Source organism: Streptomyces sp. NPDC107546 (assembly GCF_055639175.1).
In genome coordinates, this window is the sequence record NZ_JBVKBA010000023.1 from 26,475 (window position 1) to 50,322 (window position 23,848).

A 23,848-nucleotide genomic window follows, 5' to 3' on the forward strand; every position below is an offset into this window, starting at 1 on the left:
GGCGCCCTGCTCGGTCGTCCGCTGGCCGGTCGTGCGCAAGCCCTGATTCACCCCAAAGAGTGAAGAAGTGGATGGATGTCCGGGCTGCCCCCCTTCGGTGCGGTGTCCTGAGGCACGCATGCCGTGCCCGGACCGGCGAAGAGGGGAAGAAGAGGGGGGAGAGCGTATGCGGGTCTTCGTGCTGTGCGCGTGGCTGCTGACCGCCGGTTTGGGCGGTTACCTCGCCACCGTGTGGATCCGTCACGGCGGACTGCGGCAACGCACGTCCGGCGTGACGCGACTGCCGCTGTGGCTGGTCCTGGGCCATGTGACACTCGCCGTGGCCGGGCTCGCGGCCTGGACCGTGTACCTCGTGGGCGGGACCGGGGCCTCGGCCTGGACGGCGTGCGCGGTCGTCCTGGTTGTGGCCGCCTTCGGCTTCATGATGCTGCTGCGCTGGCTGCCCAGCTCCGGACGGCACTCCCACGGCGGCACCACCGCCGAACGGCACTTTCCCCTCGCTGCCGTGGTGGCACACGGGACGAGCGCCGGCGCCACCGTGCTCCTGGTCGTGCTCGTGGTGCTGCGCCGGGCGTGAATCCGCCTCACGCCAGGGTGAGCAGAACGATGGCGACGGCCGAACCCACCAGACCGACAACCTGCGTCCGGGTGGCCCGCTCGTGTAGGACCGTAAGCCCGAGGACGGTGGGAATCGCCGGATACAGGGAGGCCAGGACGACGGCGATGGCCATCATCTGCCGACGCGCCGCCCACAGATAGAGGATCAGCCCGAAGCTCGCACCCGCCCCGACGAGGACCGCCTCACCCAGTCGCCGCACGGGCTGCCGGAACCGGGGACCCTGCCACCAGGCGCTCGGTAACAGGAGCAGGACGGCGGCGAGACGCCCGGCGGCCACGGGCCACAGACCGCTCGCCGGGGCGGCCTGAGCGAGGCCGATGTACTGCAGGGCCACCCCCGAACTGGCGATCAGCCCGTCCACCGACGCCTTCTTCCCGTCCCCGCCGCGACCGGGGCGAGAGCCGCCGGAGACGAGCCACAGGGCAGGCAGGGTGAGGCAGATCCCCAGCCAGGCCACCCCTGTGGGGTGGTCGCCCAGGAGGAACACACCGCTCAGCACGGACAGGGCGATCCCGGTGACGGCGCTCACCGGGACCACGATGCTCATGGCTCCCCGGCTCACACCGCGGTTGAGGAAGTGCATGGCGGTCCCGCTGCCCGCCCCCGAGAGGGCGCCCCAGACCACATCCGCGGGCCGAACCGTCTCGGCCGGCACCAGAGCAGCGGCCACCACCGCGAACAACAGACCGCCGACCTGCCCGAGGAAGGTGACCACGGTGAAGTGAACCCGGCGGGACAGCAGTCCGCCGGCGAAGTCGACGGCGCCGTAGCAGACCGCCGAGGCCAGCGCGAGAAGAGCACCCATCCACCCAACAGTTCCCAGACGCGAGCGCCCGATCCCCCTCACCGCCAGGGCTGTTGCTCCCGCGGCCGACACCCCTCGCCGCTCGCCCGCACCCCTGTCCGCCGATCGCCCTCGACGGGCCATCCTCCCTGCCGCTTCGTTCTTCGCGGTCAAGTCGATGACGGCGGTGTCGTCGGCGGGACGTGTGCGGGGGACGAGCGCGAACCGACCAGGAGCAGGCAGAGCACGGCGACCCGGCGACGAGCCCGGCGAGGAGCAGCAGTGGGTCGAGGGGGCGGACCGCGGAGGCGGTGCTGTCGGTCGGTTCGACGGCCTGCTGGGTGGGTGCGGCCCCGGGGGCTGCCGCTGTCGGGGAGGGGGACGGGCTGCTCGATCCGGGTGCGGTGGCGGTCGCGTTGTGGCCGGCGTGCGCGGTGGGGGCGGCCGCGGCGGCGGACCGTCGCCCACTTCGCGCTGGGTCCGAACGCGGTATGGAGCTTCTGGATCGCCTACGTCCTCACCCGTCCGCTCGGCGCGTCGATCGGCGACTACCTCTCCCGGCCGACCGGCGACGACGGTCTCGGGCTGGGCACGGTGGTGACCAGCGGGCTCTTCCTCACCGTCATCGTCGGTCTGGTCGTGTACCTGAGTGTGAGGCGCAAGGACGTCAGCGAGCCGGAGGCGGCTGCCCGACACGCGGACTGACCTGCCCTGCGGTCCGTGTTCAGGATGTGGTCAGGCTCTCTGTGCCACGGTCGGAGTTCTCGGCCGCCGTCGGCGGCCGGCTCGTCTCACAGGGCGCTCGTCCCGGTTCCGGGGCGGGCGCCCTGTCGTTCGACCGGACAGGAGAAGGTGACTTGGACGAACCGGAGGTCCGCTCCGATCTCGACGTGGCGGGCACGTCGAGTACGACCGGATCGGTGATGAGGAAGCTGCCCGAGGTCACGCTGACCTTCTGGATCATGAAGATCGCCGCGACGACCCTGGGTGAGACGGCGGGCGACCTCTTCGCACAGACCCTGAAGCTGGGCTACTTCCTCACCACGATCGCGCTGTTCCTGATCTTCGTGGTGACGCTGGTGGTGCAGCTGCGGTCCAGCCGCTACAACCCGTTCTTCTACTGGACCGTGATCCTTTCGACCAGCATGGCCGGCACCACGATGTCCGACTTCATGAACCGTGACGCCAGCGCCAAGTACCTCTCCAAGGGCGCGACGTCGCTCGGCTGGGGTCCGCAGGGCCTCGGCCTCGGTTATCCCGTCGGAGCGGCGATCCTCATCTCGATCCTTCTGGCGATCTTCCTCGTCTGGAAGCTGAGCGGCATGACGTTCCAGATCCGCGACATCGTCACCTTCAAGGGCGAGGCCCTGTTCTGGTCGGCGATCCTCGTGTCGAACACCCTCGGCACCTCGATGGGCGACTTCCTGTCCGACAGCTCCGGCCTCGGCTACGCCGGCGGCGCGCTGCTCGTGACCGGGCTCCTCGCCCTGCTGGCCGTATCGATGAAGGTGCCCGCGGTGCCCAACGTGCTGCTGTTCTGGATCGCCTTCGTCCTCACCCGCCCGCTGGGCGCCACCGCCGGTGACTTCCTCACCAAACCGGTCACCACGGGCGGCATGGATCTCGGTACCGCGGGCTCGTCGGCCGTCCTCCTCGGCGTCCTGTTCACACTCATGGCCTACTCCCAGGTACAGGAGCGCCGGACCGCTGCCCAGCCGGCAACGACGAGAGCGCGATGACCGGTCCGGCCGTCACGGCTGTCGCCCGGGGTCGGTCAGGCGCTCGCGACGGGTGCCGCCTCCCGCTCCGGCCCCGTGCCGGTGCCGGCGGTGTCGCTCAGGCCGAGGCGGAGGTGCTCGACGTGATAAACGGCCTGGTCGAGGAGTTCGGCGACGTGGTTGTCGTAGAGGGAGTACACCACTGAGCGGCCTTTTCGGGTGCCGACGACGAGGCCGAGGTTGCGCAGCAGGCGCAGTTGGTGGGAACAGGCGGACTGTTCCATGCCGACCTCGGCGGCCAACTCGGTCGCGGGCAGGGGGCCCTGCCGCAGGCGGGCGAGGATGAGCAGCCGTGAGGGGGTCGCCAGTGCCTGGAGGGTGGTGGCGACCTTCGCCGCGCCGGCGGCGTCCAGATGCCCGCGCGGGACGCTTCCGGCTGGCGGTGCGGCTCCATGACCCATGTGCACATCGTACGGGGCATCTTCCATGAACACATGAATGTCTCTTCATTCGTTCCTGCTACGGTGGTGGGGTCGGACCGTGTTCCGCCCCCGATCCGTGAAGGACCCCGTGTCGATGTCTTCCACTCTCACCCGCCCGGCGCCGGACGGCGCAGTCCGCGAGGCGGTGGTGCCGCCACGGCGGCGCACCCGTGTCTTCACGCTGCCGGAGGCCCGGTGGGCGGCGACCGCGCTGGCGCTGTTCCTGATCGCGCTGCCGCTGTACCTGACCGGGGCGCCCGCGTGGTCGTGGGGGCCGTTGTTCGCGGCCGTCTACGTCACCGGTGGTTGGGAGCCGGGTTGGGCCGGCCTGCGGGCACTGAAGGAGAAGACCCTGGACGTCGACCTGCTCATGGTCGTCGCCGCGCTCGGTGCGGCGGCGATCGGCCAGGTGCTGGACGGGGCGCTGCTGATCGTCATCTTCGCCACCTCCGGTGCGCTGGAGGCGATCGCCACCGCCCGCACCGCGGACTCGGTGCGCGGTCTGCTCGACCTGGCACCCGTCACCGCCACCCGTCTGATGGATGACGGCGATGAGGAGACCGTGCCCTCCGAGCAGCTGCACGTGGGCGACACGATCCTGGTGCGGCCAGGTGAGCGGATCGGTGCCGATGGGCGGGTGCTGGACGGGGCCAGCGAGGTCGACCAGGCCACCATCACGGGCGAGCCGCTGCCGGTGGCCAAGGAGACCGGGGACGAGGTGTTCGCCGGCACCCTGAACGGCACCGGCGCGCTGCGGGTGAAGGTGGAACGGGACCCGTCCGACTCCGTGATCGCACGGATCGTCGCCCTGGTCGAGGAAGCATCCGAGACCAAGGCGCCGACCCAGCTGTTCATCGAGAAGGTCGAACAGCGTTACTCCCTGGGCATGGTCGCGGCGACGGTGGCACTGTTCGTGCTGCCGCTGCTGTTCGGCGCCGACCTGCGGCCCACGCTGCTGCGCGCGATGACCTTCATGATCGTCGCCTCGCCGTGCGCGGTGGTACTGGCCACCATGCCGCCCCTGCTGTCCGCGATCACCAATGCCGGTCGCCACGGCGTGCTGGTGAAGTCGGCCGTCGTCATGGAACGCCTCGGCCAGGTGGACGCCGTCGCGCTGGACAAGACGGGCACCCTGACCGAGGGCACCCCACGCGTCACCGACGTCCGCCCGCTGACCGGCTCCGGCCTGAGCGAGCAGGAGCTTCTGCGGCTGGCGGCGGCGGCCGAGCACCCCAGCGAGCACCCGCTGGCCCGCGCCGTCGTGGACGCCGCCCGCACCCGTGGTCTGGACATTCCGCCGGCCGAGGACTTCGCCTCCGCTCCGGGCACCGGCGTCACCGCGACGGTGGCGGGCCGCACGATCGCGGTCGGCAGCCCCGCTCGCCTCCTGGGCGGCAGCCCCGCACGCCGGCTGGACGGCAGCACTCACCCGGCCGCAACGGTCGCCGCCGGCCTGGAAGAGGAGGGTCGCACCGCGGTTCTGATCACGGCTGACGGCACGCCGGTGGGAGTGATGGGCATCGCCGACCGGCTGCGCGAGGAGGCCGCCGCAACCACCGCTGCGCTGGGCCGACTGAGCGGTACCGCCCCGGTGCTGGTCACCGGCGACAACCCGCGCGCCGCCGCCCGGCTTGCCGCGGAAGTCGGCATCACGGACGTGCGCGCCGGTCTGCTGCCGCACGACAAGGTCGCCGCGGTGCAGGAGCTGGAGCAGGCCGGACGGAAGGTGCTCGTGGTGGGCGACGGCGTCAACGACGCTCCCGCGCTGGCCGCGGCCCACACCGGCATCGCCATGGGCCGGGCCGGATCCCACCTGGCCCTGGAGACCGCCGACGCAGTCGTCGTCCGCGACGAACTCGCCACCGTCCCCACCGTGATCGCACTCTCCCGTCGGGCCCGCCGCCTGGTGGTGCAGAACCTGGTGATCGCCGCCGTCTTCATCACCGGCCTGGTCCTCTGGGACCTCGCCGGCACCCTGCCGCTGCCTCTTGGCGTCGCCGGACACGAGGGCTCCACCGTCATCGTCGGCCTCAACGGCCTGCGCCTGCTGGCCGACGGCGCCTGGCGCCGCGCCCGGGCAGGGATCGACCAGTGAGCCGCCGCGTCCGCACGACCGGCCGCGCCGCGGCGGCGCAGCCGGCCCGCTGCACGGTCACCGTCTGCCGCGGCTGCTGCTGCGGCACCTCGAAGATCCCTGGCCTGGACCATGCCGAGCAACTCGCCCGGCTGCGGCAGGCACTCGCCGACACCGCACAGGTCCGGGTAACCGGATGCCTGGACGCCTGCGAGCACGCCAACGTGATGGTCGTCCAGCCCTCCGCCACGGGACGGGCGGCCGGCGGTCGGCCCGTGTGGCTGGGGCTGGTCGACGATGCGGGCGCCGCCGCAGACATCGCCGTCTGGATCACCGCAGGCGGCCCCGGCCTGGCCGACCCGCCCGGCATCCTCGACCTGTACGCGTTCACACCCTCCCGGCGTATTCGCCAGGTCGTCGAGGGATGACCCGACCCGATAGCGGCCACGGCCCAATGAGCTCGGAACGGTGCACGGTTGTCCGCGGTGCGGCCGGCCCGCGTACAAGTTCCCCGTGACCTGCGGAAGTTCGGGCTCATGTGAGCCGCAAGGTAAACAACCCACCATTTTTCCTGTGAGCCCTTTGTCTGGCTGTTGTGGCCACGACAAGATCCCCTCTGCGCCGGGACACCCCCATATGCCCGGTGCAGGGAGGAGAGGGCATGTTGCCCGCGAAGCACCAGCGACGGTTCATGACCTGCACCGTCGTAGCGGCCGCGTTCGGACTGGTAACCACCCAGTCGTTCGCGGCATCGACCGACACCAGACCCCGGCCCTGGCAGGCGCGCCACCAGGCCGCCATGGGCCGGCAGCACATCAAGGCGGTGCACGCGGGCCAGGGAATGTCCGCGTTCGCCGCAGAGGGCGACGACGACGGCGCCGACGAGGCCGAGAACTCGGCCGAGGCGACGGCGCAGTTCACCGAGGCCCGCACCGCGCCCGGCGTGGTCGCGCCCGGCGCCTACGGGGCGGCCTGGCAGCAGCTGCAGTCGATGAGGCACACGAGCGGCGGCTGGGACCACGTCACCAAGAAGGCGTACAACTCCGACGACCCGCGCTACCGCGATGTGAACTCGAACTCCAGTGGCGGCGCGGGCGACGTGACCGGCCGGATCACCGGGATCGCCGCCGACGGCCAGGGCTATGTGTACGCGGGCGGCGCCAACGGCGGCGTCTTCCGGTCCACCAGCGGCGGCGGACACTGGAAGCCGATCTCCGACAAGCTTCCGTCGCTGTCGACGGGGACCCTCGCCCTGGACGGCAGGAACCGGCTCTGGTACGCCACGGGCGAGTCCAACACGGGGGCGACGTCCTTCGTGGGCACGGGCGTGTACGTCCTGAAGGACCCGCGCCACGGGCAGTTCCAGCCCGGTGACCGAGTGGGCGGCGCCGAGCTGGAGTCCACCGTCATCCACGCGCTGCGCTTCGCCGGCACCAAGGTGTGGGCGGCGACCAGCACCGGTGTCTGGTCGCACTCCACGACCACCCTCTCCGGGCCCTGGAAGCACGAGTTCGCCCCCAACCCGGACTACCTGCCGGGCGGTTCGAAGGCGGACGACCCGAGCGCGCCGTACAAGAACATCGCCAACGACATCGCCGTCGACCCCAAGGACCCGGACAAGGTCCTGCTCGCGGTCGGCTGGCGTGGCGGTGACGCCTACAACGGCCTGTACGCGAAGGCCGAGGACGGCAGTTGGAAGCCGGTCAGCGGGCTCGGCGACCTGCCCACCAGCAGTGACGACGTCGGCAACATGACGTTCGCCGCGGCGGCCGACGGCTCCCGCCTGTACGCCATCGACCAGTCCCCGGCCCAGATGGCCGCCAACCCGGACAGCGGGCTGAAGGGCGTGTACGTCTCGAAGAACGGCTCGCCGTTCGGGCCGTGGACGCAGATAGCGGACTACACCAAGCTGAAGGCGTCCGGTTCTGCCCTCCAGGGCGCGGGCTACATGCCCGGCATCCAGTCCTGGTACAACCAGTTCCTCCAGGTCGACCCGGCCGACGCCGACCACGTCTACCTAGGGCTGGAAGAGGTCTTCGAGACCAAGAACGGCGGCCAGAGCTGGATCACTCCCGGTCCGTACTGGAACTTCACCTTCCCGTGCTGGAGCATCGACCCGGCCAAGCAGACCGGCGACTGCTCGCCCACGACCCACTCCGACCAGCACGCGGTCGCGATCGGCAGCTACAAGGGCAAGAGCTGGGCGTACGTCGGCAATGACGGCGGCATCTACCGGCGCCCGCTGAACGGCGCGGTCGACTCGGGCGGTCACGCCAAGGACTGGCAGTCCCTGAGCGACGGCACTCTCGACACCCTGCAGTACTACTCCGTGGGCGTCGGCAAGGACCTCACCTACGGCGGCGTCTCGGTGACGGGCGGCCTGCAGGACAACGGCCAGTCGATCCTGCGCGGCCGGGACAAGGTCATGGGTTCCAACTTCGGTGGCGACGGCGGCGACACCATCACCGACCCCGCCAACGGCTGCAACATCGCCGAAGAGTACGTCTACCTGGACATGTGGGTCACCCAGAACTGCGGTGTGAACGACGGCTCCTGGTCGACTGACCCGTCCAAGGCCACCGAGTACGAGGTCGCCCCGCCGGACAAGGATTTGGGTGGCGCGGGCGCCCGCTTCATCGCCCCGATCGCAGCCGACGCCAAGGACACCAACACCTGGATCGCCGGCGGTCGGCATGTGTGGGTGAACACCAAGGGCTACGCGATCCGTTCCGGCAAGGAGTGGAACAACGCCTACGACCTCGGCGAGGGCCATGTGGCCACGGCCGTGGCGTCCTCGGGCGGCACGGTGTACGTCGGTTGGTGCGGCCCCTGCAACAACCAGGGCTTCACCCGGGGCATCGCGGTCGGCAACGCCGACGGCACCGGCTGGCACCAGCTGAACCTCCCGGTCGACGGCACCATCCCCAACCGCTACGTCTCCGGCTTCGAGATCGACCCCGCCAACGCCCAGCACGTCTACGTGGCGATCAACGGCTTCTCCCGCCGCTTCACCGAGGGCCCCGGCGCGGGCGTCGGCCACGTCTTCGAGTCGAAGAACGGCGGCGCGAGCTGGAAGGACATCTCCGCCAACCTGCCCGACGTCCCCGCCGACACGGTCAAGCTCCTGCCGAACGGCGGCCTCGCCCTCGGCACCGACCTGGCCACCTTCTACCGCCCCGCCGGCGCCATCCAGTGGCAGGTCCTCGGGCACAACCTGCCCACCACGGCCGTGATGCAGCTGCGCCTCGGCCCCGACGGCAAGCTGTACGCCGCCACGCACGGACGCGGCATCTGGTCCTTCGACGTACGGCGCCTCAAGGGCCGTAAGGACTGATCACGACCCGTACGACCCGTACGACCCGTACGACCCGTACGCCCCGTCGTACGAAGACGGCCGGTGCGGACCCCGCTTCCCGGGGCGCACCGGCCGTCTGGCGTTCGGGTTCACTGCACCGGATACGCCGCCACACTCAGCCGAAGTGTGAACAGCGGCGTGCTCTCGGGACCCCAGGTCACGGTCACCGCGCCAATGCGCGCGGCACGCACCGCGACCCGGGTGACGCCCTTGCTGTCGATGGCGGACGAGGTCACCAGCGCCAGCATCGGGTTGCTGCTGTGCGGCTGTGGCCAGGAGCCGTGGGCGCGGGGTTGCAGGACGACGGTCACCGTCGTGCCGGGGCGAACGCACAGGCTGTGGACGGAGGCGTCCTCAGCCCTGTGGGTGACGGTGGTGGAGCCTGCGACGCAGCCCGGCGACGCGGAGGCCGTAGCGGGGGCGGTGGGGGTGCCGTTCGGGAGCGACGAGGGTGTCTCCGCAGGCGTGGTCGCCGGCGGCGACGCGGCGGGTGAAGACGGAGGCCCTGGTGTACCGCTGCCGCTCTCCGACGGCGTTGGCCTGTGCGGATCGGCGGAAGGACGTGGCGGGGTCGAATCGGACTGCGCGCTGCCACCGCTGCCTCCACAAGCGGTCAGAAGGCAGGCGACGGCAGCCAGGGTGGCCCCGAACCGCGGCCGCCGCTGCCCCGGCCCGCGTCTACGCTGCTCCAGCGCCACAACGCCTCCTCATGTCACCGCACGCCCCTGTGACGTCCTGGTCCGGCGCCCGGTTCCCGTGCGCCCATTCGGGCGGTGCGCTCCGGCGGCCTTCACGGAAGCGCTGCCGCTGTTCTGGAGACGTCCTATGCGGCAACGACCCGTCGTACTGTGGCCGCCCGGAACGCGAGGACGGTGAGCGCTCCGAGAACGGCTGACTCCTCAGGTCCTTCACCGGTGTCACCGTCGGCCTGTCGTGCCGGGCGGTGGTGATCTTCGAGGAGGGGTCAGCGGGGCTTGAGGCCGTTCAGGATGAGGTGCACGTGCTCGTCCAGGCCGGCCAGGACCGCGTCCGCGGTCAGGGTGCCGGTGGTGACAAAGCCGGCGAGGCCGTGGATGCAGGCTGCGGCGACGAGGGTGAGGCGTTCCGGGTCGCCGGCGACGATCTCCCCCCGCCGCTGGGCGTCCTCGACCAGTCGGACGAAGGAGCCCATGGAGCGTTCGACGGCGTCGGCCAGCTGGGTGTCGATGTCCGGGTCGTGCTTGCGGGCGTACATGAGCTCCACCAGCGCGGCGTTCTCCACGGCGAAGGTGAGATAGACCCGGGCGAGCGCGGTCATGCGGGGTTCGAGGGGGACGTCGGGGAGGGCCGCCTCTTCCAGGAGCTGGTTCAGGCGGTCGTATCCGCTGATTGCGAGGGCGTCCAGCAGGGCCTGCTTGTCCTTGAAGTGCCGACCGGGTGCGGCGTGGCTCACCCCGATGTCGCGGGCCAGTTCGCGCAGCGACAGGGCGGCTGCGCCCTTCTCGCGCAGGGTGCGCTCGGCGCTGGTGAGCAGTGCGGCGCGCAGGTCTCCGTGGTGGTAGGGGCGGCTTCGCGGCATGGGCGCCATCGTATCCAGAAGTAGCCGCCGTCAGCATTATTGACATTGCCATCTTTGTAGTCATTGACAGCATTGTTGCTGCCGTCTACATTGACGCGCATGGCTGAGAAGACTGGCACATGGAACGCTTCTGATCTCCCCGACCTGTCCGGCCGCACGGCGGTGGTGACCGGCGCCAACAGCGGCATCGGCTTCACGGCTGCGGACGCGCTGGCCCGTGCGGGCGCACACGTGGTGTTCGCGGTACGGGACCCGGAGCGCGGCCGGGCGGCCGCGGCGCGGGTGAACGGCAGCACGGAGGTGCGCCGCCTGGACCTGGCCGACCTGGCCTCGGTGCGGACGTTCGCCGAGGACTGGCAGGGACCGATCGACCTGCTCATCAACAACGCGGGCGTGATGATGCTCCCCGAGCAGCGCACCAAGGACGGCTTCGAGATGCAGTTCGGCACGAACCATCTGGGCCACTTCGCGCTGACGAACCTGCTGCTGCCGTATGTCACCGACCGGGTGGTGACCCTCTCCTCCGGACTGCACCGGGGCGGTGACGGCGAGATCCACTTCGCGGACGTCAACCTGCGTGGCCGCTACAACCCGACCCGCGCTTACGCCCAGTCGAAGCTGGCGAACCTGCTCTTCGTGCTGGAACTCCAGCGCCGCCTGACGGAGGCCGGCTCCTCCGTGCGCGCCCTGGCGGCCCACCCCGGCTACGCGGCGACCAACCTGCAGAGCCACCACGCCAGCCCGTTGATGCGCCTGGTCATGGCCGTCTCCAACCGTCTCGTGGCCCAGGACGACCGCGCCGGCGCGCTCCCCACGCTGTACGCGGCGACGCAGGATCTGCCGGGCGCGAGCTTTGTCGGGCCGGACGGCCTGAACGAGTTGAGGGGCGCGCCTACGCTGGTCGGCCGCAGTGCGGCGGCGAGCGACCCGGTGGCGGCCCGCAGGCTGTGGACGCTGTCGGAGGAGCTGACCGGGGTCACCTGGCCCGCGCGGGCCGGCCTGGGCTGACCTTTCAGCCGACCTCGATGTGCTGGTTCATGCCACCGCAAAGCAGACCAGGCCCGGTGCTGATCTCTCAGCACCGGGCCTGGTCTGGCATTTCACTGTCGGGGTGGCGGGATTTGAACCCACGACCTCTTCGTCCCGAACGAAGCGCGCTGCCAAGCTGCGCTACACCCCGATGTCGCTGCTGTCGCGGCGACGACGTTTACTTTAGCCCACTGGTGGCTGGAGACGAAATCCGGTTTTGCGGCGGCGGCGCGTCGGGCCCGGGCGGACGTGGTCGGCGAGGACCAGGAGGAGGGCCAGGCCGAAGAAGGCCAGGCCGAGCAGGAGTGCGTTGGCGAGGGTGCTCTTGTAACCGAGGTGGGCGACGTCCAGGAACGGATACAGGTAGCGCGCGTTCGCGGTCGGTGGGAGCAGTGCCCCGCGGGCCAGGGTGAAGATCAGGTACGCGAGGGGATAGAGGAGCCAGCGCGTGGCGTGCTGCAGGCCCCAGGGGGCCGGGCGGGTCAGGAGGAGCCAGTCCAGAAGGGCCGCGATCGGGGTGACCGTGTGCAGCACCTGGTTGGCGAGTGCGGACCAGATCGTGGGCCGGTCCGTCATCGAGAAGGGGCCCGGCTCGTTCACCAGGAGCACGTGGTAGATCAGGCTCGCTATCAAGGCGTAGAGCAGCGTGCCGCCGGTGATCAGCGGTGACAGCGGGCAGCGGGCCGTTCGGGCCCGCCAGGCCGACAGGGTGAAGGTCAGGGCCAGCAGCAGGTTGGCCTGGATGGTGAAGTAGCTCAGGACCCGGGCGGGGCTGCCGAGGGCCAGGTCCATGGCCACCGCCGCCGCGGCCATCAGCGCCACCAGCAGACGGTAGCGGGCCACTACGGGGCGGCGTACGGGGGCGACCACGGCTGCAGCGGGGACGATGGACGGTGCCAGCGTCGGCTGGCCCGGCACCGGGGGGAGGTCCGGGATCTCCTTGGGTATCGGCGCGATCATGCCCTCACGCTAAGCGGATGGGGCGAAAGCGGCGATACGGGATGACCCGGGTGGGGTACGGCTCGGGTTGCGCCTCCGGCTCGGGTTACGCCTCGGGTGATGCCTCCCTCGCCACAAGCGTCAGCAGCGTCGCCTCCGGCGGGCACGCGAACCGTACCGGCGTGTAGCGGTTCGTGCCGCAGCCCGCCGACACGTGCAGGTACGACGTCCGGCCCTCCGCCGTGTGCCGTGACAGGCCCTTCACCCGGTCCGTGTCCAGGTCGCAGTTGGTGACGAGGGCGCCGTGGAAGGGGATGCACAGCTGGCCGCCGTGGGTGTGACCGGCCAGGATCAGCGGGTAGCCGTCCGCCGTGAACGCGTCCAGGGTGCGCAGATACGGCGCGTGGACCACGCCCATCGAGAAGTCCGCCGCGGAGGACGGGCCGCCTGCCACGCGCGCGTACCGGTCGCGCTTGATGTGCGGGTCGTCCACGCCCGTCAGCTCGATCTCCAGGCCCTCGATCTTCAGGGTGCCCCGGGTGTTCGTCAGGTTCAGCCAGCCCGCCGCGTCGAAGCTGTCGCGCAGCTCCTCCCAGGGGTTGTGGATGGCGCCGACCACCGGCGGGTTGCCGTTCAGACCGTGGTGGCCCCTCGCCTTCTCCACCAGGTAGCGGGCCGGGTTGCGGAGCTTGGGGCCATAGTAGTCGTTCGAACCGAAGACGTACGCCCCCGGGAACTCCATCAGCGGGCCCAGTGCGTCCAGCACCTCCGGCACGCCTTCGGGGTCGGAGAGGTTGTCCCCGGTGTTGATCACGAAGTCGGGGCGCAGGCCCGCCAGTGAACGCAGCCAGCGCTGCTTCTTGCGCTGCCCGCTCACCATGTGGATGTCGGAGACCTGCAGGACGCGCAGCGGGTGCGTCCCCGGGGGCAGCACCGGGATCGTCACCCGGCGCAGCCGGAAGGAACGGGCCTCGAAGCCGGCCGAGTACAGCAGTCCGGCGGCGGCAACCGCCGTGATTCCCAGGGGTACTCCGTATCGTGCGCGCATACGACCCATCGTGTCAGAACCGGCGGCCACCCCGCCTTCACCTGTGGACAACCCCGACCCGACGACGCCTGCGATCGGCGCCGACGGTCCCGGTCGCCCACCGCGCCCTGGAAATGTACGGGCAGCCGCCCCATCGCACCTGCGACAATCAGAGGCATGACCACGCTCAAGTCGAAGCTGCAGGAAGACCTCAACGCCGCGATCAAGGAGCGCGATGAGCTCCGCTCCTCGACGCTCCGGCTGACGCTCGCCGCGATCACCAAGGAGGAGGTCGCGGGCAAGGAGAAGCGCGAGCTCTCCGACGAGGAGGTCACCAAAGTGATCACCCGTGAGGCGAAGAAGCGGCGGGAGGCCGCCGACGCGTTCGCTCAGGGCGGTCGCGCCGAACAGGCCGAGCGGGAGAAGGCGGAGGGCGAGGTGCTCGCCGGGTACCTGCCCAAGCAGCTGTCCGACGACGAACTGCGGCAGATCGTCGCGCAGGCCGTGGAGGAGGCGAAGGCGGCGGGCGCCGAGGGCCCGCGCGCCATGGGGCAGGTCATGAAGATCGTGAACCCGAAGGTGGCCGGCCAGGCGGAGGGCGGCCGCGTCGCCGCCGTGGTCAAGCAGCTTCTCGCGAGCGGCTGAACCGGTTCGCCTGCTCGCGGGCACACACGCCGACGGGGGCGCGCCTCTCACCGAGAGGGGCGCCCCCGCTGTCATGAAGGGCTAGCCCCTTCGCCCGCCGGTGCCGTTCCCGTTGCCGCCGTTCCCGTTGCCCTGGATGAAGCCGTCGGGGAAGGAGAAGGTGGGCGTCGGGAGCTGGCCCCCGGTGGTTCCGCCGGTATTGGTCGCCCCTCCGGTGGGCAGTCCCCCGATCAGCCCGCCGATCGTCTGCCCGCCGTTGCCGTTGCCGTTGCCATTGCCGTTCCCGTCGCCCTTGCCCTTGTCGCCACCGTGGTCGTCCGGGATGTCGACGAGGTTGAAGTCCGGGGCCGGCTTGCCCGCCAGCGCGCCCGTCATCATGTCGCGCCAGATGGGGCCCGGGACCTGGCCACCGAAGACCTTGTCATAGGTGACGCCGCCGATGGTGATGTGGGTCATCTGCCGCTTGTGCGCCGGGTCGCCGACCCAGACCGCGCCCGCCATGTTCGGCGTGTAGCCGACGAACCAGGCCGCGTACCGGAAGTCCGTCGTACCGGTCTTGCCGGCGCTGGGACGGCTGCCGAGTCCGGCCTCCGTACCGGTACCGTCCTCGACGACGCCCTTCAGGAGCGTGTTGACCGTGTCCGCGGTGGTCTCCGACATCGCGCGCGAGCACGTCGACTTCGGGACCGGCAGGGACTTCTTCTGGTTGCCGACGGTCTGCGTGATCGACTCGATCGCGACCGGTGTGCAGTAGGTGCCGCGGTCGGCGAAGGTCGCGTACGCGCTCGCCATGGTCAGCGGCGACACCTCCTGGGTGCCGAGTGCGATTGACGGGGCCTGGGCGATGGGCGCGCCGTCCGCGCGGTGGAAACCCATCTTCTTGGCGGTGTCTATGACCGGGCAGATGCCGATGTCGCTGATCAGCTGCACGTAGTAGGTGTTGACCGACTTGGCGGTCGCCTCCTTCATGCGGTACGGGCCGTGCTCCGTCTCGTTCTCGTTGGTGAGCTTGGTGCCGTCCGTGTTCCTCCACTGCTTGCCGTCACAGGCGGCGACCGGGCTCGGGTACTCCATCTCGTACGGCGACGGGTACTCCTGGGTCGCCGGCTTGCCGCCCTCGATGGCGGCCGCGGCCACGATCGGCTTGAAGGTCGAACCACCCTGGTAGCCGGCGCCGCCGCCCATGCCCTTGTCCACGGACAGGTTGATCTGGGTCTCGTCCTTGCCGAAGCCGTACGGACGGGACTGGCCCATCGCGAGGATCTTGCCGGTGCCCGGTTCGACGATGGTCGCGGCCGTGGCCACCTCGTCGCTCTTGTTGACGTGGTCCTTGATGGACTTCTGCACCGAGTCCTGCGCCTGCGGGTCGAGCGTGGTGCGGATCGTCAGTCCGCCCTGGTTCCAGATCTTGGCCCGCTCCACCTGGGTCTTGCCGAAGATCGGGTCGTTCAGGAACGCCTCTCGGACGTAGTCGCAGAAGAAGCCGGCGCCCTTGACGGCCGTGATGCAGCCGTTCTTCGGCTGGCTCACGTGCAGGCCGAGGTCCGTCGCCTTGGCCTTGTCGGCGTCCGCCTGCGAGATGTCGTGCAGGTCGGCCATGCGCTGCAGCACCACGTTGCGCCGCTGCTTGGCCTCCGCCGCGTCGTTCACGGGGTCGTAGCGCGTCGGCGACTGGACGAGGCCGGCGAGGAGCGCGGACTCCTGGAGGTTCAGGTCCTTGGCGTGCTTGGAGAAGTAGCGCTCGGAGGCGGCCTCGACGCCGTAGGCCTGATGGCCGAAGAACGTGATGTTCAGGTAGTTCTCGAGGATCTTCTTCTTGCCGAGCTTCTCCTCGATCTGGATCGCGAACTTGAGCTCGCGGACCTTGCGGCCGAGGGTCTGCTGGGTGGCCTGGGCGACCTTGGTCGGGTCGTCGCCGGCCTCCTCGATGAAGTAGTTCTTCACCAGCTGCTGGGTGAGCGTGGAGGCGCCCTGGGCCACTCCGCCGCTCTGTGCGTTCTTGTTCAGCGCGCGCAGGACGCCCTTCAGGTCGATCGCGCCGTGCTGGTAGAACCGCGAGTCCTCGATGGCGACGATCGCCTTCTGCACATACGGCGACATGTCCTTGAGGTCCACCACCGTGCGGTCGCGCGAGTAGACCGTGGCGATCTGGCCGCCCTGGCTGTCCAGGATGGTGGTGCGCTGGCTGAGCTGGGGGCTCTTGAGATTGGTCGGGATGTCGTCGAATCCCTGGACCGACCCCTTGGCCACAAGTCCGAGCGCACCCGCGGCGGGCAGCGCGATGCCGGCCATCACAGCCCCCGCGAGGACACTCACTCCGAGGAACTTGGCGGCCTGCTGCACGGGGGACTGCCCCCCGCCCGAGCGCTTTTTTGGCATGAGGGCAGCCTACGTTCTCATTCACCGGACACGCGTATAGGCCTTGGCCTAAGCTGCTCCCAACTGTCACAGCAGTAGGGCCACGTATCAAGTACGTCCGGCGACCCCGAATCGTTCCGGTGTTCCTCGCACTTTTTTGGCGGATGCGTGCCCGGATTCGCCTTGTGTGTCACCAGGCGTCCGTTGTGACGCCACTGAACTGTCCTGGTTTGCCTGGAAAGCCGCGTTCGTTACCAGCTCACTCCCACGGGTGATCTGTCGTTTACCCATAGTCCGTTCGGACCATTCAAGATTGGGCCCGAAGGGGGTGTTGCGCCGTCCCCTCCTTCCGTAACGTCCTCAACTGGCGGCGGTGAATATGCCGCTGCCGCCGTGGGGGAGCCTCGATTCGGGAGAGGACGGCGCCGGTATGGGCTGGGTAACCGACTGGAGTGCGCAGGCGGCCTGCCGCACTACCGATCCGGATGAACTGTTCGTTCAGGGAGCAGCGCAGAACAGGGCCAAGGCGGTGTGCACCGGATGTCCGGTACGCACGGAATGCCTGGCGGACGCGCTGGACAACCGCGTCGAGTTCGGCGTGTGGGGTGGCATGACGGAGCGGGAGCGCCGCGCACTGCTGCGCAGGCGGCCGACCGTCACCTCCTGGCGTCACCTGCTGGAGACCGCGCGTACGGAGTACGAGCGCGGGGCGGGCCTGCTGCCCCTCGGTGAGGAAGAGGCGTACGAGAACTACGCGGCGGTGAGCTGAGGGCGGCCACCGTCCGAGGCGGGCGCCCGCCGCCGGCGGGCAATGGACGCCCCCTGGTGCCCTCGGCGTGCCCTCCACTCCGACCTGGGTCTCTTCGCAGGTGTTCTTCCACTGGCCCGTTCGAGGGCCCTCTTCAAGGACGGCGCCGCTAGGGGCGGGTGTGTCATGGCCTGCGGAGCCGCGCGTCTGTGCCACGGGCGGCGCAGCACGACCGGGCGGTGCGCAGGCGCCGGCTGCCCTGCCTGCCCGGCCCTGCGAGGCCGACTGCCGCGCCCAAAGGTTCGCGCACGGCCGTAGGCCTGCCTCGGTCCTCCGAGCGCCCGGCGTCCGTACACCGGCCTCGGCCGCGTCCCGGCGACGGCGTCGGGCCCCTCACGCGTACGCTTCGCGCTCCTCGGGTCGATCGGGCTGGTTGGCCGCGAGGCGGTCACCGATGTCCCGTAGCCCCGCGAGGTCGTGGACGTCGCCCGGCAGTGCGGCCACTTCCGCCACGGCCACCTCGGGGTGGAGCGCGGTGAAACGGTCACGCGTGCGCTGCTCGCGGGAGAGCAACTGCATACGCTCGGCGTGCAGTCGCAACAGACCCACGGTGAGGTGCTCGACGCTCCGGTCCTGGTCCGTGGCGGTGGGGGAGTCCGCGCCGGGGCCAGGTGCTCCGGAAGAGGGGGATTCTGAACTGCCGTACGTGTCGGGAGCGTTACGAAGTCCAGCTTTCCCGCCCCGCTGATCCACAATGCGGGACTCGTCAAGATTTTCCGCGGCGGCGAGCGCCCGCTCGGCCGACAACTGGGCGGCGTCGCTGCCGTGGACCCGGTTGAGCACCAGGCCGGCGAGCGGCATGTCCTCGGCGGCCAGGCGCTCCACGAAGTACGCGGCCTCCCGCAGCGCGTCCCGCTCCGGAGCCGCCACCACCAGGAACGCCGTACCGGGTGCCTGCAGCAGCTTGTAGGTGGCGTCCGCGCGCGTGCGGAATCCGCCGAACATGGTGTCCATGGCGGCCACGAACGTCTGGACGTCCTTCAGGAGCTGACCGCCGAGCAGCTTGCCCAGTGCGCCCGTCATCATCGACATGCCGACGTTCAGGAACTTCATCCCCGCGCGGCCGCCCATCTTCGCCGGAGCCATCAGCACCCGGATCAGCCTGCCGTCCAGGAAGGACCCGAGCCTCTTGGGGGCGTCCAGGAAGTCCAGCGCCGAGCGCGAGGGCGGGGTGTCGACGATGATGAGGTCCCACTCGTCCCGCGCCCGCAGCTGCCCCAGCTTCTCCATCGCCATGTACTCCTGCGTGCCCGCGAAGCCCGCCGAGAGCGACTGGTAGAAGGGGTTGCCCAGGATGGCGGCCGCCCGCTCGGGGTCCGCGTGCGCCTCGACGATCTCGTCGAAGGTGCGCTTCATGTCGAGCATCATGGCGTGCAGTTCGCCGCCCGCGGCGTCGTCGATGCCCTTGACCCGCCGCGGGGTGTTGTCGAGGGCGTCGATGCCCATGGACTGGGCGAGCCGACGGGCCGGGTCGATGGTGAGCACCACCACCTTGCGCCCGCGCTCGGCGGCGCGCAGTCCGAGGGCCGCGGCCGTGGTCGTCTTGCCGACGCCGCCGGATCCGCAGCACACGAGGATGCGGATCTGCGGATCGTCGAGGAGCGGGTCGATCTCCAGGACCGGCACCGGGTTCAACGCGCGCGTGGAGCCCGTGTCGTGGGCGTACGGCGCATCGTGGGCCGGATCGGCCGCCTCGGCGTGCCGGTGGGCCGTGTCGTCGTGGGTGTCGTCGTGCGTGGATGCCGTGTCGGCCTGTGTGGGGGCCTGGTCGTCGTGCGTGGGGGCCGGGTCCGAGCTCATGAGATCCCTTGCTGACGCAGTTCCGTGGCCAGTTCGTACAGGCCCGCCAGGTCCATTCCCTCGGCGAGCAGCGGCAGTTCGTGCAGGGGCGGCCCCAGCCGCGTGAGGACGGCACGCTGCTCGCGCTCGAGGCCGAACCGCTCCGCGTATTCGTCCGCCTGCTTCAGCAGCGGGTCCACCAGCCGCTCCGCGAGTCCGCCGCGCCGCGCGCCGCCGAGCCCGGCACCCGAGAGGGACTGGGCGATGGCCGTCCGCGGCGCCGCGTGCGCGAGGTCGAGGTCCGTCTGGTCCAGGACCGTGGGCCGCACCATGTTCACGATGACCCGGCCCACCGGAAGCTTCGCCGCGCGCAGTTCGGCGATCCCGTCCGCGGTCTCCTGGACGGGCATCTCCTCCAGGAGCGTCACCAGGTGCACAGCCGTCTCGGGCGACTTCAGCACCCGCATCACGGCCTGGGCCTGGTTGTGTATCGGGCCGATCTTGGCGAGGCCGGCCACCTCGTCGTTCACGTTCAGGAAGCGGGTGATGCGGCCGGTGGGAGGTGCGTCCATCACCACGTAGTCGTACGCGAACCGGCCGCTCCTGTCCTTCCTGCGGACCGCCTCGCACGCCTTGCCGGTCAGCAGCACGTCCCTGAGGCCGGGCGCGATGGTGGTGGCGAAGTCGATGGCGCCGAGCTTCTTCAGGGCCCGTCCCGCGCCGCCCAGTTTGTAGAACATCTGGAGGTAGTCCAGCAGGGCGAGCTCGGGATCGATGGCGAGCGCGTACACCTCGCCGCCGCCCGGCGCGACGGCGATCTTCCGCTCCTCGTACGGAAGCGCCTCCGTCTCGAAGACTTGTGCGATGCCCTGTCTGCCCTCGACCTCGACCAGAAGGGTGCGTTTGCCCTCCGTCGCGAGGGCGAGCGCGAGTGCCGCGGCGACCGTGGTCTTTCCGGTCCCGCCCTTACCGCTGACGACCTGGAGCCTGCTCACGTCCTCGAGCCTAACCAGTTCGCGCGCGAGCTACGCGGGAGGCTGTGGACAACCGTGGTTCCGGTCGGCCTCCCACCCGGTCGGCTTCGCCGTCCCGGCCGGGCCCGCGCGGCGGCCGCGGCGGCCGTTCCGCCCGGCTTTCCGCCAGGTCGTCGGCACGATGGTGGCCGACCGAGTGCCCGTTGGGCCACAGCGGCTACAGTCGGCCCCATGACCAAGTGGGAATACGTCACCGTGCCGCTGCTCGTCCACGCCACGAAGCAGATCCTGGACACCTGGGGCGAGGACGGCTGGGAGCTCGTCCAGGTCGTGCCCGGGCCGAACAACCCCGAGCAGCTGGTGGCCTACCTGAAGCGGGAGAAGCAGGCGTGAACGCGGTCGAGTCCCGGATCGCCGAACTGGGCCTGACCCTGCCGGAGGTCGTGCCGCCGCTCGCCGCCTACCAGCCCGCCGTGCAGTCGGGGCCGTATGTGTACACCTCCGGGCAGCTCCCGATGGTGGAGGGCAAGCTGCCGGTGACCGGGAAGGTGGGCGCCGAGGTCACCGCCGAGGAGGCCAAGGAGCTGGCCCGCACGTGCGCGCTGAACGCGCTCGCGGCGGTCAAGTCCGTGACGGGCGACCTGGACCGCATCGCGCGCGTGGTGAAGGTCGTGGGCTTCGTGGCGTCGGCCTCCGACTTCACCGGCCAGCCCGGCGTCGTCAACGGCGCCAGTGAACTGCTCGGCGAGGTCCTCGGCGACAAGGGCGTGCACGCCCGCAGCGCGGTCGGCGTGGCGGTGCTCCCGCTGGACGCGCCGGTCGAGGTGGAGATCCAGGTGGAGCTGACGCAGGCGTGATCGACGCTCGCTGACCCCGCGAGGGCGATGACGTTCCTGAGAGGCACGGACGACGTCCTTCGGCGGGCGATCATTGCCTCTCGAACATCCGCTCACTACGGGATAGCCTCCGCCCATGGCGAATGGGCAGTGGTTTCCCCCGGAGTGGCCAGAGCGGATCCGCGCGCTCGCGGAGGGCACGCTCACCCCGGTCACTCCGAAGCGCGCGGCCACCGTCATGCTCCTCAGGGAAGACGCCGGCGCACCCGCCGTCCACATGCTGCGCAGACGCGCCTCCATGGCGTTCGCCGGAGGCGCGTACGCCTACCCGGGCGGCGGTGTCGACCCGCGCGACCACGACCTGAGGATCGGCTGGGCGGGCCCGACGCGCGCGTGGTGGGCTCAGCGCCTCGGCGTCGACGAGACGTCCGCCCAGGCCATCGTCTGCGCCGCCGTACGGGAGACGTACGAGGAGGCGGGCGTGCTGCTCGCCGGCCCGGCTCCGGACACGGTCGTCGGCGACACCACGGGCGCGGACTGGGAGGCGGATCGCGCGGCCCTGGTCGCCCGCGACCTGTCGTTCGCGGAGTTCCTCGAGCGCCGGGGACTGGTCCTGCGCTCCGACCTGCTCGGCGCGTGGACCCGTTGGATCACCCCGGAGTTCGAGCCCCGCCGCTACGACACCTGGTTCTTCGTGGCCGCGCTCCCCGAGGGGCAGCGCACCCGCAACGCCTCCACGGAGGCCGACAGCACGGTGTGGATCCGCCCGGCCGAGGCGGCGGCCGCGTACGACAAGGGCGAGCTGCTGATGATGCCGCCCACCATCGCGACCCTGCGCCAGCTCATCGGCTGCACGACCGCCGCCGAGGCGCTGGAGGCCGCGCCGGGCCGCGACCTGACCCCCGTCCTGGCCACGGCCCGCCTGGAGGACGGCCGGATCGTGCTGTCCTGGCCAGGGCACGAGGAGTTCACCAAGCACATCCCGACGGGCCACGCGCCCGCATGAACCACGCGACCCACGTGACGGAAGGTGCCCTGGCATGACGGACGCCGCAGCCCTCCCCGGCCGGCCGCGCGGCGCGGTCCTCTCCGGCCCGGCCACCACGCGCGCGGTGAACGTCCTCGCGCCCAACGCGTCGGCGATGACCCTGGACGGCACCAACACCTGGATCGTCTCCGAACCCGAGTCCGAGCAGGCGGTGGTGATCGACCCCGGACCGCTCGACGAGGGCCACCTGCGCACCGTGATCGACACGGCTGAGAAGTCCGGGAAGCGGGTCGTGCTCACCCTGCTCACCCACGGCCACCCCGACCACGCGGAGGGCGCCGCCCGGTTCGCCGAGCTGACGGGCACGAAGGTACGCGCCCTGGACCCGGCGCTGCGCCTGGGCGACGAGGGACTGGGCCACGGAGACGTGATCACGGTCGGCGGCCTGGAACTGAGGGTCGTGCCGACGCCGGGCCACACCTCCGACTCCCTGTGCTTCCACCTCCCGGCCGACCGGGCCGTGCTGACGGGCGACACCGTCCTGGGCCGAGGTACGACGGTGGTGGCGCACCCCGACGGCCGCCTGGGGGACTATCTCGACTCCCTGCGCCGCCTCAGGTCGCTCACGGTCGACGACGGCGTCCACACGGTGCTCCCGGGCCACGGGCCCGTCCTGGAGGACGCCCAGGGCGCCGTGGAGTACTACCTCGCCCACCGCGCCCACCGCTTGGCGCAGGTCGAGACGGCGGTCGAGAACGGCCACCGCACCCCGAGCGAGGTCGTCGCCCATGTGTACGCGGACGTGGACCGCTCCCTGTGGCCGGCGGCGGAGCTGTCGGTGCGGGCACAGCTGGACTACCTGAGGGAGCACGGGCTGATCTGAGCCCCCGCGCGGGGTTCTGACACCGTGCACGCTCCGGGGCGGCAGCCCCCCGGCTGGTGCTGTGGCCGGAAAGGTTCACCGGCTCGCGACGCACGGCACGGCACCTCGCCGCGTTGTCGCATCGCCCGAGTACATCCGGTACGCGGGCGACGCTCCGCCTTGCGATGCACCGCACCGGACGCCGCGAGCTTTCCGGCAAACCTTTCCGGCCACAGCACTAGAGGCAACGACAACGGGCCCCGCCTCACCGAGAGACGGGACCCGGAGCCGTACGGCCGAGGCCGAGCGTCAGCGCGACCGCTTCGCCAGCCGCTCCACGTCCAGCAGGATCACGGCCCGCGCCTCCAGGCGGAGCCACCCGCGCTGGGCGAAGTCCGCCAGCGCCTTGTTCACGGTCTCGCGGGACGCGCCGACCAGCTGGGCCAGCTCCTCCTGCGTGAGGTCGTGCACGACGTGGATGCCCTCCTCGGACTGCACGCCGAAGCGACGCGAGAGGTCCAGCAGGGCGCGGGCCACACGGCCCGGCACGTCCGAGAAGACCAGGTCGGACATCTGGTCGTTGGTCTTGCGCAGCCGCCGGGCGACGGCGCGCAGCAGCGCCGCGGCCACCTCGGGCCGCGCGTTCAGCCACGGCTGGAGGTCGCCGTGGCCCAGGCCCAGCAGCTTGACCTCGGTCAGCGCGGTGGCCGTCGCCGTACGCGGGCCGGGGTCGAACAGCGACAGCTCGCCGATCAGCTCACCGGGGCCGAGGACCGCCAGCATGTTCTCGCGGCCGTCGGGGGACGTGCGGTGGAGCTTGACCTTGCCTTCCATGACCACGTACAGGCGGTCACCGGGGTCGCCCTCGTGGAACAGCGAGTCGCCGCGGGCGAGGGTCACCTCACTCATGGAGGCGCGGAGCTCCGCGGCCTGCTCGTCATCGAGCGCCGCGAAGAGCGGGGCGCGCCGCAGAACGTCGTCCACGAGTTCTCTCCTTGTCGACCTGCTCAGGG

22 protein-coding genes, 1 tRNA gene and 1 pseudogene are annotated in these 23,848 nt (G+C 70.7%); 13 read left to right on the top strand and 11 right to left on the bottom strand.

The annotated features are described in order from the left end of the window. The first annotated feature begins 166 nt into the window (after positions 1 to 166). Positions 167 to 577 carry a hypothetical protein gene (locus ACZ7L1_RS28195; RefSeq protein ID WP_471440826.1) on the top strand — a complete coding sequence of 137 codons (411 nt, stop codon included), beginning with the start codon at positions 167 to 169 and terminating at the stop codon, positions 575 to 577. 7 nt (positions 578 to 584) lie between these two features. On the opposite strand, the gene ACZ7L1_RS28200 is transcribed toward ACZ7L1_RS28195, so the two are convergent. Continuing rightward, a complete protein-coding gene (locus ACZ7L1_RS28200) occupies positions 585 to 1,424 on the bottom strand; it encodes an EamA family transporter (protein WP_471440828.1) in 840 nt (279 codons plus the stop codon). A 438-nt stretch (positions 1,425 to 1,862) separates the two neighbouring features. On the opposite strand from ACZ7L1_RS28200, the pseudogene ACZ7L1_RS28205 reads away from it, so the two are divergent. Beyond that, positions 1,863 to 2,108: pseudogene (locus tag ACZ7L1_RS28205) on the top strand (hypothetical protein); the annotation flags it as partial. A gap of 152 nt (positions 2,109 to 2,260) precedes the next feature. Continuing rightward, positions 2,261 to 3,142 carry a COG4705 family protein gene (locus ACZ7L1_RS28210; protein ID WP_471440830.1) on the top strand — a complete coding sequence of 294 codons (882 nt, stop codon included), beginning with the start codon at positions 2,261 to 2,263 and terminating at the stop codon, positions 3,140 to 3,142. Between the two features lie 35 nt (positions 3,143 to 3,177). Here the strand turns inward: ACZ7L1_RS28210 and ACZ7L1_RS28215 are convergent, their stop codons facing one another. Next, positions 3,178 to 3,582 carry an ArsR/SmtB family transcription factor gene (locus tag ACZ7L1_RS28215; protein WP_471440832.1) on the bottom strand — a complete coding sequence of 135 codons (405 nt, stop codon included), beginning with the start codon at positions 3,580 to 3,582 and terminating at the stop codon, positions 3,178 to 3,180. 115 nt (positions 3,583 to 3,697) lie between these two features. Here ACZ7L1_RS28215 and ACZ7L1_RS28220 point away from each other — a divergent pair, with 115 nt between their 5' ends. From ACZ7L1_RS28220 to ACZ7L1_RS28230, 3 genes are all read left to right on the top strand, one after another. Then, positions 3,698 to 5,698, top strand: coding sequence for a heavy metal translocating P-type ATPase (locus tag ACZ7L1_RS28220; protein ID WP_471440834.1), 2,001 nt, complete (start codon positions 3,698 to 3,700; stop codon positions 5,696 to 5,698). Continuing rightward, positions 5,695 to 6,105, top strand: coding sequence for a (2Fe-2S) ferredoxin domain-containing protein (locus ACZ7L1_RS28225; protein WP_471440836.1), 411 nt, complete (start codon positions 5,695 to 5,697; stop codon positions 6,103 to 6,105). The genes ACZ7L1_RS28220 and ACZ7L1_RS28225 overlap by 4 nt, the downstream gene beginning before the upstream one ends. A 233-nt stretch (positions 6,106 to 6,338) precedes the next feature. Continuing rightward, the gene (locus ACZ7L1_RS28230; protein WP_471440838.1) at positions 6,339 to 9,011 is read left to right on the top strand and encodes a WD40/YVTN/BNR-like repeat-containing protein; all 2,673 of its coding nucleotides are present in this window, start codon (positions 6,339 to 6,341) and stop codon (positions 9,009 to 9,011) included. A gap of 110 nt (positions 9,012 to 9,121) precedes the next feature. Here ACZ7L1_RS28230 and ACZ7L1_RS28235 read toward each other — a convergent pair whose 3' ends face one another. Both ACZ7L1_RS28235 and ACZ7L1_RS28240 read right to left on the bottom strand, forming a co-directional pair. Continuing rightward, positions 9,122 to 9,343 carry a hypothetical protein gene (locus ACZ7L1_RS28235; RefSeq protein WP_471440840.1) on the bottom strand — a complete coding sequence of 74 codons (222 nt, stop codon included), beginning with the start codon at positions 9,341 to 9,343 and terminating at the stop codon, positions 9,122 to 9,124. 653 nt (positions 9,344 to 9,996) lie between these two features. After that, on the bottom strand, positions 9,997 to 10,599 hold the full coding sequence (locus ACZ7L1_RS28240; protein ID WP_471440842.1) for a TetR/AcrR family transcriptional regulator: 603 nt from the start codon (positions 10,597 to 10,599) through the stop codon (positions 9,997 to 9,999). Between the two features lie 90 nt (positions 10,600 to 10,689). Between ACZ7L1_RS28240 and ACZ7L1_RS28245 the strand changes: the two genes are divergently transcribed. Then, complete coding sequence (locus tag ACZ7L1_RS28245) at positions 10,690 to 11,598, top strand: oxidoreductase (protein ID WP_471440844.1); 909 nt, start codon at positions 10,690 to 10,692, stop codon at positions 11,596 to 11,598. Between the two features lie 98 nt (positions 11,599 to 11,696). Here ACZ7L1_RS28245 and ACZ7L1_RS28250 read toward each other — a convergent pair. From ACZ7L1_RS28250 to ACZ7L1_RS28260, 3 genes are all read right to left on the bottom strand, one after another. After that, a tRNA-Pro gene (locus ACZ7L1_RS28250) sits at positions 11,697 to 11,770 on the bottom strand. A 32-nt stretch (positions 11,771 to 11,802) separates the two neighbouring features. After that, positions 11,803 to 12,579 carry a Pr6Pr family membrane protein gene (locus ACZ7L1_RS28255; protein ID WP_471440846.1) on the bottom strand — a complete coding sequence of 259 codons (777 nt, stop codon included), beginning with the start codon at positions 12,577 to 12,579 and terminating at the stop codon, positions 11,803 to 11,805. 85 nt (positions 12,580 to 12,664) lie between these two features. Further along, entirely contained in the window at positions 12,665 to 13,606 is a 942-nt protein-coding gene (locus ACZ7L1_RS28260) for a metallophosphoesterase (protein WP_471440848.1), read from the bottom strand. Between the two features lie 156 nt (positions 13,607 to 13,762). On the opposite strand from ACZ7L1_RS28260, the gene ACZ7L1_RS28265 reads away from it, so the two are divergent. After that, positions 13,763 to 14,230: a GatB/YqeY domain-containing protein gene (locus tag ACZ7L1_RS28265; protein WP_471440850.1), complete on the top strand. Its 468-nt coding sequence runs from the start codon at positions 13,763 to 13,765 to the stop codon at positions 14,228 to 14,230. Between the two features lie 81 nt (positions 14,231 to 14,311). Here ACZ7L1_RS28265 and ACZ7L1_RS28270 read toward each other — a convergent pair whose 3' ends face one another. Next, the gene (locus ACZ7L1_RS28270) at positions 14,312 to 16,609 is read right to left on the bottom strand and encodes a transglycosylase domain-containing protein (protein ID WP_471440852.1); all 2,298 of its coding nucleotides are present in this window, start codon (positions 16,607 to 16,609) and stop codon (positions 14,312 to 14,314) included. A gap of 409 nt (positions 16,610 to 17,018) precedes the next feature. Between ACZ7L1_RS28270 and ACZ7L1_RS28275 the strand changes: the two genes are divergently transcribed. Further along, complete coding sequence (locus tag ACZ7L1_RS28275; RefSeq protein WP_471440854.1) at positions 17,019 to 17,357, top strand: WhiB family transcriptional regulator; 339 nt, start codon at positions 17,019 to 17,021, stop codon at positions 17,355 to 17,357. Between the two features lie 372 nt (positions 17,358 to 17,729). Here ACZ7L1_RS28275 and bagB read toward each other — a convergent pair whose 3' ends face one another. Beyond that, entirely contained in the window at positions 17,730 to 19,196 is a 1,467-nt protein-coding gene (bagB, locus tag ACZ7L1_RS28280) for an ATPase BagB (protein ID WP_471440856.1), read from the bottom strand. Continuing rightward, positions 19,193 to 20,170, bottom strand: a complete 978-nt coding sequence (gene bagA, locus ACZ7L1_RS28285; RefSeq protein ID WP_471440858.1) for an ATPase BagA — start codon at positions 20,168 to 20,170, stop codon at positions 19,193 to 19,195. Before bagA ends, bagB begins: the two co-directional genes overlap by 4 nt. 210 nt (positions 20,171 to 20,380) lie before the next feature. Between bagA and ACZ7L1_RS28290 the strand changes: the two genes are divergently transcribed. From ACZ7L1_RS28290 to ACZ7L1_RS28305, 4 genes are all read left to right on the top strand, one after another. Continuing rightward, positions 20,381 to 20,542 carry a DUF4177 domain-containing protein gene (locus tag ACZ7L1_RS28290; protein WP_003981536.1) on the top strand — a complete coding sequence of 54 codons (162 nt, stop codon included), beginning with the start codon at positions 20,381 to 20,383 and terminating at the stop codon, positions 20,540 to 20,542. Beyond that, the gene (locus ACZ7L1_RS28295) at positions 20,539 to 21,006 is read left to right on the top strand and encodes a RidA family protein (protein WP_471440860.1); all 468 of its coding nucleotides are present in this window, start codon (positions 20,539 to 20,541) and stop codon (positions 21,004 to 21,006) included. Before ACZ7L1_RS28290 ends, ACZ7L1_RS28295 begins: the two co-directional genes overlap by 4 nt. Positions 21,007 to 21,121: 115 nt before the next feature. Beyond that, entirely contained in the window at positions 21,122 to 21,991 is an 870-nt protein-coding gene (locus tag ACZ7L1_RS28300; protein WP_471440861.1) for an NUDIX hydrolase, read from the top strand. 34 nt (positions 21,992 to 22,025) lie between these two features. Then, positions 22,026 to 22,856 carry an MBL fold metallo-hydrolase gene (locus ACZ7L1_RS28305; RefSeq protein WP_471440863.1) on the top strand — a complete coding sequence of 277 codons (831 nt, stop codon included), beginning with the start codon at positions 22,026 to 22,028 and terminating at the stop codon, positions 22,854 to 22,856. 288 nt (positions 22,857 to 23,144) lie between these two features. Here ACZ7L1_RS28305 and ACZ7L1_RS28310 read toward each other — a convergent pair whose 3' ends face one another. After that, positions 23,145 to 23,819 (bottom strand): Crp/Fnr family transcriptional regulator, encoded by a 675-nt coding sequence (locus ACZ7L1_RS28310; RefSeq protein WP_103837943.1) that lies wholly within the window; start codon positions 23,817 to 23,819, stop codon positions 23,145 to 23,147. Between the last annotated feature and the right edge of the window lie 29 nt (positions 23,820 to 23,848).